Source organism: Propylenella binzhouense (assembly GCF_009866965.1).
Classification (GTDB): Bacteria; Pseudomonadota; Alphaproteobacteria; order Rhizobiales; family Afifellaceae; genus Propylenella; species Propylenella binzhouense.
In genome coordinates, this window is sequence record NZ_SPKJ01000209.1 from 1 (window position 1) to 1,269 (window position 1,269).

Below are 1,269 nucleotides of genomic sequence, written 5' to 3' on the forward strand. Positions count from 1 at the left end.
CGCCGGCCTCCAATCCGGCAGACAGCTTGAATCATCTCAGCGCTGATTTGGGAATCCCGATTCAATTAGGTCGGGTAACGCTCTAGCCTCACGTTGGCCAGCGAGGCGGCGATAGCGGAGATCGGGCGGAACAGAACCAGCGGGTCGTCTTTCGAAGGCAAAAAGCCGCGTCGCTGCCAGAACTGCGCAGCCTCGGCACCGACAGCATTGACCATAAGCGCGCGCCCGCCGGCGAGGGGAGCTCCCTGCACGCAGCGCTGCAATGCGTGCTTCAGTAGCCTCGCGCCGATACCCCGACCGACCCAGGCCCTGTCGGTTGCCAGTTGGCCGAGAAGGAGACAGGGAACCGGGTCCGCTGGCTGGCCTGTACGGACCGACCGCGGCAGCGCCGAGGGAACGACGGCAGTACGGGCAAGACCATAGTAGCCGACGACCCGCCCCCCGTCATGGACGACCATGACAGCGGTGAAGCCCCTTTCCTGGTTGGAAAGCGCCCTCGTCCTTAGCCAATGGTCGAGCGTGGGCCTGCCACAGGAGAATTCGGAGACATCGTGCGCCGCCGTGAGCGGTTCGGGAGCCGATAAGGGCAAGGCCTCACCGCTTGGCGACGTAACCGGCCTCCCAGGGGGCGGGCCGCTCGGTCAGTTCGACGATCTCGGGGACCGGCGCGGCCGGAGCAGACAGCACCTTCATGAAATCGGCGAAGCCCTCGGGGCTCATGCGGATCAGCCGGTTTTCCATGACGACTTCTTCGGCAGCGCGAACCGCGGCATCGCGCACGGCGGCCGCCGATAGGATCGGGACGCTGGTCGAGGATATCGTGACGCCGGCGGATGGCAAGATGGAGATCGACCTGCGCGACGATCTCGCTGGCATCCTTGCGCTTTCCCTCCGAACGAAAAACCCCGCCGGATTTGGCCGGCGGGGTTTCTGGCAAGCTGTTGATCCAGCTTGGAACGTTTGGTTGCGGGGGCAGGATTTGAACCTGCGACCTTCAGGTTATGAGCCTGACGAGCTACCGGGCTGCTCCACCCCGCGAGAGGCTTTGATGTTCCGGTGTTCCGGGCGCTGCGGCGGCCGGGGCATTGCGGCGAGCCGTGCGATGAGCCGGGGCGTTCCCCCCCAAAGGCACCCCCAGGTCTGCACCCCAGGTCTGGCACCCCCGGGTCCCGCAGCTGCGGGCCGGGTTCCGGCCGTCCCGGGCACCCCCGCCTGCGCGCGCGCGCCGGTCGAACGGCCTTGCGCGGGCGGCCCCTGCGGGCCGCGGCG

At 67.5% G+C, this 1,269-nt stretch carries 2 protein-coding genes and 1 tRNA gene; all 3 read right to left on the reverse strand.

Translation table 11 applies throughout. The features are described from left to right. Window positions 1-65 precede the first annotated feature (65 nt). A complete protein-coding gene (locus E4O86_RS22935; protein ID WP_161142849.1) occupies window positions 66-590 on the reverse strand; it encodes a GNAT family N-acetyltransferase in 525 nt (174 codons plus the stop codon). A gap of 4 nt (window positions 591-594) precedes the next feature. Beyond that, window positions 595-780: a type II toxin-antitoxin system TacA family antitoxin gene (locus tag E4O86_RS22940; protein WP_425500153.1), complete on the reverse strand. Its 186-nt coding sequence runs from the start codon at window positions 778-780 to the stop codon at window positions 595-597. Window positions 781-961: 181 nt separating this feature from the next. Further along, a tRNA-Met gene (locus E4O86_RS22945) sits at window positions 962-1,038 on the reverse strand. Between the last annotated feature and the right edge of the window lie 231 nt (window positions 1,039-1,269).